Origin of the sequence: Sporichthya sp. (assembly GCF_013815995.1) — a bacterium.
Classification (GTDB): domain Bacteria; phylum Actinomycetota; class Actinomycetes; order Sporichthyales; family Sporichthyaceae; genus Sporichthya.
On the sequence record NZ_JACDFE010000223.1, the window covers coordinates 1 to 7606 of the forward strand.

General features: G+C 70.1%; 10 protein-coding genes. 8 read left to right on the top strand and 2 right to left on the bottom strand.

The annotated features are described in order from the left end of the window. On the bottom strand, positions 1-832 hold an 832-nt coding region (locus H0X00_RS19610; RefSeq protein WP_293774114.1), incomplete at its 3' end, for an SMC family ATPase. Then, positions 829-2049, bottom strand: coding sequence for an exonuclease SbcCD subunit D (locus H0X00_RS19615; protein WP_293774116.1), 1221 nt, complete (start codon positions 2047-2049; stop codon positions 829-831). The genes H0X00_RS19615 and H0X00_RS19610, both read right to left, overlap by 4 nt. A gap of 227 nt (positions 2050-2276) precedes the next feature. Here H0X00_RS19615 and H0X00_RS19620 point away from each other — a divergent pair, with 227 nt between their 5' ends. The 8 genes from H0X00_RS19620 to H0X00_RS19655 all read left to right on the top strand — a co-directional run bounded on the left by H0X00_RS19620 (position 2277) and on the right by H0X00_RS19655 (position 7416). Next, on the top strand, positions 2277-2804 hold the full coding sequence (locus H0X00_RS19620) for a hypothetical protein (protein WP_293774117.1): 528 nt from the start codon (positions 2277-2279) through the stop codon (positions 2802-2804). 139 nt (positions 2805-2943) lie between these two features. Continuing rightward, complete coding sequence (gene clpS / locus H0X00_RS19625; protein ID WP_293774119.1) at positions 2944-3249, top strand: ATP-dependent Clp protease adapter ClpS; 306 nt, start codon at positions 2944-2946, stop codon at positions 3247-3249. A gap of 7 nt (positions 3250-3256) precedes the next feature. Continuing rightward, positions 3257-3826, top strand: coding sequence for a DUF2017 domain-containing protein (locus H0X00_RS19630; RefSeq protein WP_293774120.1), 570 nt, complete (start codon positions 3257-3259; stop codon positions 3824-3826). 23 nt (positions 3827-3849) lie between these two features. Next, positions 3850-4266, top strand: coding sequence for a M67 family metallopeptidase (locus H0X00_RS19635; RefSeq protein WP_293774122.1), 417 nt, complete (start codon positions 3850-3852; stop codon positions 4264-4266). A gap of 91 nt (positions 4267-4357) precedes the next feature. Beyond that, positions 4358-4630, top strand: coding sequence for a MoaD/ThiS family protein (locus H0X00_RS19640; protein WP_367186702.1), 273 nt, complete (start codon positions 4358-4360; stop codon positions 4628-4630). Positions 4631-4671: 41 nt separating this feature from the next. Further along, on the top strand, positions 4672-5619 hold the full coding sequence (locus H0X00_RS19645) for a PLP-dependent cysteine synthase family protein (protein ID WP_293774126.1): 948 nt from the start codon (positions 4672-4674) through the stop codon (positions 5617-5619). Between the two features lie 235 nt (positions 5620-5854). Further along, positions 5855-6676, top strand: coding sequence for a glutamate racemase (murI, locus tag H0X00_RS19650; RefSeq protein ID WP_367186703.1), 822 nt, complete (start codon positions 5855-5857; stop codon positions 6674-6676). Beyond that, complete coding sequence (locus H0X00_RS19655; RefSeq protein WP_293774130.1) at positions 6673-7416, top strand: MBL fold metallo-hydrolase; 744 nt, start codon at positions 6673-6675, stop codon at positions 7414-7416. The genes murI and H0X00_RS19655 overlap by 4 nt, the downstream gene beginning before the upstream one ends. Positions 7417-7606 lie beyond the last annotated feature (190 nt).

Sequence of the window (7606 nt, forward strand, 5' to 3'; positions counted from 1 at the left end):
GCGCGCGGGTGGCCTCTGCAGCCCCGCGTGCCGCTTCGAGCTCCACGCCCCGTTCCGCCACCGTCCGGACCGCGATGTCCACGGCCGCGATGGCGGTCTCGGTCAGGTCGCCGGCCCAGATCGCGTCGGGCAGCGCGGTGGGCGGCTCGACGTCAGCGATCTGCGCGATCAGCTCCACGCGGCGCGTGATCGCCTCGCGCTGGGACTCGACGGCCTGGCCGGTGGTGCGGCGTCGCTCGGCGAGCCACTGCTCGACGTCGCGGAACCGGTCGGTCCCGAACAGGCGCTCCAGCAGGACGACCCGCTCGTCGGAGGGGGCGCGCAGGAAGCGGGCGAACTCCCCCTGCGGCAGCAGGATCACCTGGAAGAACTGGTCGGCGGTCATGCCGAGGCGGTCGTTGATCTCCTGGTCGGCCTCGCCGACCCGGGTGGAGACCGCGTCCCACCCGGTGGCCCCCTTCCCGGTGTCACAGCGCTCCTCCAGCAGCACCTTGGCCGGCTCGGTGGTGGTGCCCTCACCGCGCACCTTCGGCCGGGTCTGTTCCGGGGTGCGGGTGATGCGCAGCCGCCGGTCACCGATCGTGACCTCCAGGCGGACCGAGGTTCGTTCGCTGGCACCGGCGTGGTCCGAGCGCAGCCGCTTGACCACGCCCCGGTCGCCGGGCACCCGGCCGTAGAGGGCGAAGCCGAGCGCGTCGAGCAGCGTCGACTTGCCCGCGCCGGTCTCGCCGTGGAGCAGGAACAACCCGCCCTGCGACAGGTCGTCGAAGTCGACGTTGACCGTTCCGGCGAAGGCGCCGAACGCCGTGACCTCCAGCGAGTGCGGCCTCACGCCACACCCTCCAGGGCGGCGAACAGGGTGCCGGGCTTGGCGAACGGGTCGGCGTCCTCGGCGATGCGGACGGCCTCGAAGGCCTGCTCCAGCAGCGCGGCCTCGGCAGGCTCGGCGGCGCTGCCGCGGACGTGGGCGACGAAGTCGGCGGCGACGTCGAGATCGGAGCGTCCGCGCACCCGCTCGGCGTAGCCGCGGTCGTCGCTCACCCCGCCGATCGGCTCCCAGATGAGGGTCAGCACGTGGGGGAAGCGACCGCGCAGGCGGTCCATCGCGGCCGCCGGACGCACCGGGTCGATGAGGGTGGCCGAGACGTAGTCGACGGTCTGCGCCTCCAGTGCCGGGTCGGCCAGCAACACCTCGAGCGTGCCCTTGATCGAGCTCAGCTTCCGGGCGCTCGGCGCGGGCACGAACTCGACGCGGGCGAGCCCGTCGGCGTCCAGCTCGACGAGCCAGGAGCCCTTGGTGTGGCCGGCCTCGGAGAAGGAGTAGGCCAGCGGGGAGCCGCTGTAGCGCAACCGGTCCGAGAGCGTCTGCGGGCCGTGCAGGTGCCCGAGGGCGACGTAGTCGACGCCGTCGAACAGCGACCCGGGGACCGCGTTGATCCCGCCGACGGTGATGTCCCGCTCGGACTCGCAGGGCGCGCCGCCGGTGACCCAGCCGTGCGCCATCGCCACCGAACGGCCGCCGCGCGCCCTCAGGTCGGCCCGCACCGCCCCCATCGCCCGGCCGAGCACGTGGGCGTGCCCGCGGGTGGGGGCCTCGTCGTCGCAGGAATGCCCGGAGTCGGGCAGGTCGTCCGCGCCGACCGCGGCCGGCTCCAGGTAGGGGACTGCGTACACGGCGACCGGGCCGTGCCGGTCCGCCAGCAGCACCGGCGTCCCGACGTCGCCGACCCGGGTCCGCAGGTGCACCCCGGCCGCGTCGACCAGGCGGTCGTGCACGCCCAGGCGCTTGGCGGAGTCATGGTTGCCACTGGTGACGATGACCCGGGCGCCGGCCTCGCGCAGGCGGAACAAGGCGTCGTTGAGCAGGTCGACCGCCTCCACCGGGGGCAGTGCGCGGTCGTAGACGTCGCCCGCGACCAGCACCGCGTCGATCCGCTCGGCCCGCACCGTCTCGACCAGATGATCGAGGAACGCTCCCTGCGCCGGCGCCAGGTCGGCGCGGTGCAGGGACCGGCCGAGGTGCCAGTCCGAGGTGTGCAGCAGTCGCATGTCTTGACGTTAGGACCGAGGTCCGACAGTTCCCTGCCGACGCGCTCGGGTCCGCGCGTCCATGACCTCAGGGATGCGCGGAACCGGGCGACACGCCGGGTAATCGCGCGCATTCATGCCGCTGCGGTCATGGATGCGCGAAACCGAGGGGGCAGCACCCTTCGTAGGGCGCGCGTTGCCTCCGACCCGGCACTCGAGGACGATCGGGCTTCCCCGGAGGAAATGGCGTGGTGAGCGTGAAGCGGATCGGCATCCTTCTCTGTGTCGCTGGTGTTGCGGCCAGTGGCCTGGTCGGCACGGACGGGGCCCGTGCTGACAGCGGCACCACCTGCACCGTGGAAAACCCGGTGAACCTTGCGCCTGGGCTGTCCCTGCAGGGGTCCACCGGCACGTTCGACAACGAGAACCGGGGCACCGTGAGCTGCGACGGTCCCGTGGACGGTGTCGAAGCCACCGGCCCGGGCACCTTCCTCGACAAGGGCATCTACGGGACCCAGGATCCGGACGACTGCATCAACGGCGGCGAGGGGCAGGGCTCGTACACGATGGTCCTGCCGACGGCCAACGGCAAGAAGACCGTCGTCCTGCCGTTCACGCTCACGTTCGGCGCACCGTCGACGAACGGCGGGCTGGTCGGGGTCCACACCCGCGGCGATGGCTTCGTCGGTGAATTCGGCGCAGTGCCGACCGCCGGTGACTGCGTGAGCGCGCCGGTCACCACGGTGCTGGTCAACGGCCAGATCGTCTTCAGCTAGGCCTCGGAACCTGACGCATGCTCAACCTCCCCGTCGAACTGTTCAACTACGCGACCGGGGCGGCCGAGATCTGCCGGCTGGTCAAGCGGCCTGAGCGCCTGCTGCGGTCCGCGCGGGGACGGGTGCGACGATAGGGCTCATGTCGGTCGCACCCGTCGAGGTTGAGCAGCCGGAGACGGAGGACCTGCGAAGGACCGACGTCCCGTGGGTGACGATCGTCTGGAACGACCCGATCAACCTGATGTCGTACGTCACCTACGTCTTCCAGACCTACTTCGGCTACAGCAAGAAGAAGGCCACCAAGCTCATGATGGACGTCCACAAGGAGGGCCGGGCGGTGGTCTCCGCCGGGAGCCGCGAGGAGATGGAGCGCGACGTCGGAGCCATGCACGGGTTCGGGCTGTGGGCCACCCTGCAGAAGGACAACGGCTCGGGACCCGGATGATCGACGCGTGAGCCTGGAGATCAAGCGCGAGCGCCACGGGTTCGTCACCGTCGCGCTGGACGAGCACGAGGTGATGGTCGTCCGGAGCGCCTGCGAGCAGTTGGGCGAGCTGTTCGAGTCGCGGGAGTCCGCGGACATCGTCGGCGGGGTCGCGCCCGTCGAGGTGATCCCGGGCGTGCTGGACCCGTTCTCCGACTCGGGGCCCAAGATCCGCCCGGAGGACCCGGCACTGGCCCGGCTGCTGCCCGACGCCTACCCCGACGACGCCGACGCGACCGGGGAGTTCCGCCGCTACAGCGAGGCCGACGTGCTGGCCTTCAAGCGCGGCAACCTGCAGACCATGCTGGGTACGCTCGGCGACGGGGCCGAGCCGATCCGGTTGGACCAGGCCCAGGTGCAGAGCTGGATGTACGCGATCAACGACCTGCGCCTGACCATCGGCACCCGACTGGACCTGGAGGAGGGCTACGGCGAACTGATGGCCGCGCTGCCCCCGGAGGACCCCCGGCTGCCGCTGTTCTACCTCTACGAGTGGCTCTCCGCACTGCAGGACGGCCTGGTCCGCGTCGCCAAGTAGGCCGCCCCAGTAATCTGACCCCCGTGCTGACCATCGATGCGGCGACCCGTGAGGCGATCATCGCCCACGCCCGGGCCGACCACCCGGACGAGGCCTGCGGCGTGGTCGCGGGCCCGGTCGGCTCCGACCAGCCGCTGCGGCTAATCCCGATGGCCAATGCGGCCCGGTCCACCACGTTCTACGAGTTCGACTCGATGGACCTGCTCAAGCTCTACCGCGAGATGGACGACCGCGACGAGGTGCCGGTGATCGTCTACCACTCGCACACCGCCACCGAGGCCTACCCGTCCCGCACCGACGTCAGTTACGCCTCGGAGCCGGACGCGCACTACGTGCTGGTCTCGACCCGGGAGCCCGACGAGGTCGAGTTCCGATCCTTCCGCATCGTGGAGGGCGAGGTGACCGAGGAGCCCGTGACCGTCGTCACCAGCTACGACTGAATCAACCCCCCGGGCCCGCCTGCCGGAATGACACATGCTCGCGCACCGTTGGCGCGGGCAGAGAACCCACGAACTCAAGGAGCACATCCCGATGGCAGTCGAGGTCCGGATCCCGACGATCCTGCGTCAGTACACCGACGGTGAGAAGGCCGTGAACGGCGAGGGCAAGACCCTCGACGAGCTGTTCGACGACCTCGAGTCGCGCCACGCCGGGCTGCGCGCCCGTCTGGTGGACGAGAACGGCCTGCGCCGGTTCGTGAACGTCTACCTCAACGACGAGGACGTGCGCTTCCTCGGCGGACTGACCACCGAGCTCAAGGACGGCGACAGCGTGACGGTGCTCCCGGCCGTCGCCGGCGGCTGACCTTCCCGACCGCCCCGACGCCCTGAGGAACGCATCGTCCCGTGCGCTTCGACTCACTTCTCGACTCCGTCGGCAGGACCCCGTTGGTGGGCCTGCCGCGGCTGTCGCCGTCCTCGGACGTACGGCTGTGGGCCAAGCTCGAGGACCACAACCCGACCGGGTCCATCAAGGACCGGGCCGCGCTGCGGATGATCCTCGAGGGCGAGAAGGACGGCCGACTCAAGCCGGGTTGCACGATCCTGGAGCCGACCTCGGGGAACACCGGCATCTCGCTGGCGATGGCCGCGAAGCTGCGTGGCTACCGCATGGTCTGCGTCATGCCGGAGAACACCTCCGAGGAGCGCCGCCAGATCCTCGGCATGTGGGGCGCGGAGATCGTGTCCTCGCCGGCCGCGGGTGGATCGAACGAGGCCGTGCGGGTGGCGAAGCGACTGGCGCAGGAGCACCCGGACTGGGTGATGCTCTATCAGTACGGCAACCCGGCGAACCCGCAGGCGCACTACGAGGGCACCGGCCCGGAGCTCCTCGAGGACCTGCCCGAGATCACGCACTTCGTCGCCGGCCTCGGCACCACCGGCACCCTGATGGGTGTCGGCCGCTTCTTCCGCGACCACAAGCCCGAGGTGCGGATCGTCGCCGCCGAGCCGCGCTACGGCGAACTGGTCTACGGACTGCGGAACATGGACGAGGGTTTCGTGCCCGAGCTTTACGACCCGTCACTCATCGACGCGCGGTTCTCGGTCGGCCCGCGCGACGCGCTCCGGAGGACCCGTCAGTTGATCGAGGAGGAAGGGATTTTCGCCGGGATCTCGACCGGCGCGATCCTGCATGCGGCGCTGGCCCAGGCGGCCAAGTCGGTGGCCGCCGGGGAGCGGGCCGACATCGCCTTCGTGGTGTGCGACGGCGGGTGGAAGTACCTGTCGACGGGGGCTTACACCGGCACCATCGCCGAGGCCGAGGAGAGGCTCGAAGGCCAGCTCTGGGCCTGATCCGCTGCGCCGGCGGGCGCCTCGCGGCGTTGTCGTCGTCGCGGGTACAAGAGCGGTACCCGCTTCCTCCTCCGCCTTGCGATGCATCCCGCCGGATCACCGCGGATCTCGCCAAATCGCTAACTCCTGCTAGCACCCAGGCAGCACCGACACACCGGCTGACCTGCGGAATGTGACCAAGGCGACCGTTGGTTTCCCGGCTGTTTCCACACTGTCTCCCGTACCGTTTTCGAGTATGTCTGCTGCGGGCATCGGCATCTTTGACAGCGGGGTCGGAGGCCTCACTGTGGCCCGCGCTGTTCTCGACCAGCTGCCGGCCGAGCCGATCATTTACGTGGGTGACACGGCTCACGCGCCCTACGGACCGCGGCCGATCGCGCAGGTGCGCCAGCTGGCGCTGGATGTGATGGACCATCTCGTCGACGAGGGAGTGAAGCTGCTCGTGATCGCTTGCAACACCGCCTCCGCCGCGGTGCTGCGCGATGCGCGCGAGCGCTACGAGGTCCCGGTCGTCGAGGTCATCAGCCCCGCCGTGCGTCGCGCCATGCAGGCCACCCGCAACGGCAAGGTCGGCGTGATCTGCACGCAGGCCACCAAGACGTCCAAGGCCTACCCGGACGCCTTTGCGGCGGCGCCGCACGTCGAGCTCTTCGTCGAGGCCTGCCCGCGTTTCGTCGAGTTCGCCGAACGGGGCCGTACCTCGGGCCCCGAGGTGCTGGAGCTCGCGGCCCAGTACCTCGCCCCGCTGCAGGCAGCCGGCGTCGACACGGTCGTGCTCGGCTGCACCCACTATCCGCTGCTGACCGGGGCCATCGCCCACGTCCTCGGCGATGAGGTGACCCTCGTCTCCAGCGCGGAAGAGACTGCGAAAGACGTCTATCGGGTACTTGTCGACTCAGGGCTGACCCGGTCCGCAGAACTCCCGCCCCCCACGCACCGGTTCCTCGCCACCGGGGACCGCCAGCCGTTCGCGGCGGTGGGCCGTCGTTTCCTCGGGCCCGACATCGGTGTGGTCGAAGCCTTGGGCCAGGTAGGCGTGATGGGAGCGATTGCGTGAAGCTCACGGTCGTCGGTTGTTCGGGATCCTTCCCCGGGCCTTCGTCGCCGGCCTCCTGCTATCTGCTCGAGGCCGACGGCTACAAAGTGTTGCTGGACATGGGTTCCGGTGCGCTCGGAGCACTGCAGCGCTACACCGACGTCTACGACATCGACGCCGTCGTGCTCTCGCACCTGCACGCCGACCACTGCATGGACCTGTGCGGTTACTACGTCGCCCGCAAGTACCGGCCCGAGGGCCCCGCGCCGAAGATCCCGGTCTACGGCCCGGCCGACTCCGCCGGCCGGATGGCCCGCGCCTACGACCTGCCGATGGAACCCGGGATGAACGAGGAGTTCGCGTTCACCGAGTACCCGTCAGGTGCCTTCGAGCTCGGCCCGCTGCGGATCACCACCGACCTGCTGGTGCACCCGATCGACTCGTTCGGCATGCGGATCGAGCACGGCGGCAAGACGCTGACCTACTCCGGCGACACCGGCGCGTGTGACGGCCTGGTGCGCCTGGCCAAGGATTCGGACCTGTTCCTGTGCGAGGCCTCGTTCCACGACGGCCGCGACGACGCCCCCACGATTCACCTCAACGGCCGCGAGGCCGCCGAGCACGCGGCGCGGGCGGGCACGCAGAAGCTGGTGCTCACCCACATCCCGCCGTGGAACGACATGGACCGCACGTTGTCCGAGGCGGCCTGCTTCGACGGCCCCACCGAGCTGGCCCGCCCCGGAGCCGTTTACACCCTCTAGTGGTCTGTCTGTGAATTAGTGCGGTATAGTGGACCATGCCGATCAAGACAGCACCGGCGTTGCCGGTCACTAGTGAGCAGCGCGCGGAGCTGACCCGGATGGCGCGGTCCTCGACGTTGCCCCACCGTGCGGTGGTCCAGGCCCGGGGTCTTCTGTTGGCCGCGGACGGGGTGGCCAATCAGGAGATCGC

Excerpts from the sequence above, each read along its gene's own strand:
- H0X00_RS19640 (WP_367186702.1), top strand. The coding sequence starts at position 4,358 with ATGGCAGTCGAGGTCCGGATCCCGACGATCCTGCGTCAGTACACCGAC.
- clpS (WP_293774119.1), top strand. The coding sequence starts at position 2,944 with ATGTCGGTCGCACCCGTCGAGGTTGAGCAGCCGGAGACGGAGGACCTG.
- murI (WP_367186703.1), top strand. The coding sequence starts at position 5,855 with ATGTCTGCTGCGGGCATCGGCATCTTTGACAGCGGGGTCGGAGGCCTC.
- H0X00_RS19615 (WP_293774116.1), bottom strand. The coding sequence starts at position 2,049 with ATGCGACTGCTGCACACCTCGGACTGGCACCTCGGCCGGTCCCTGCAC.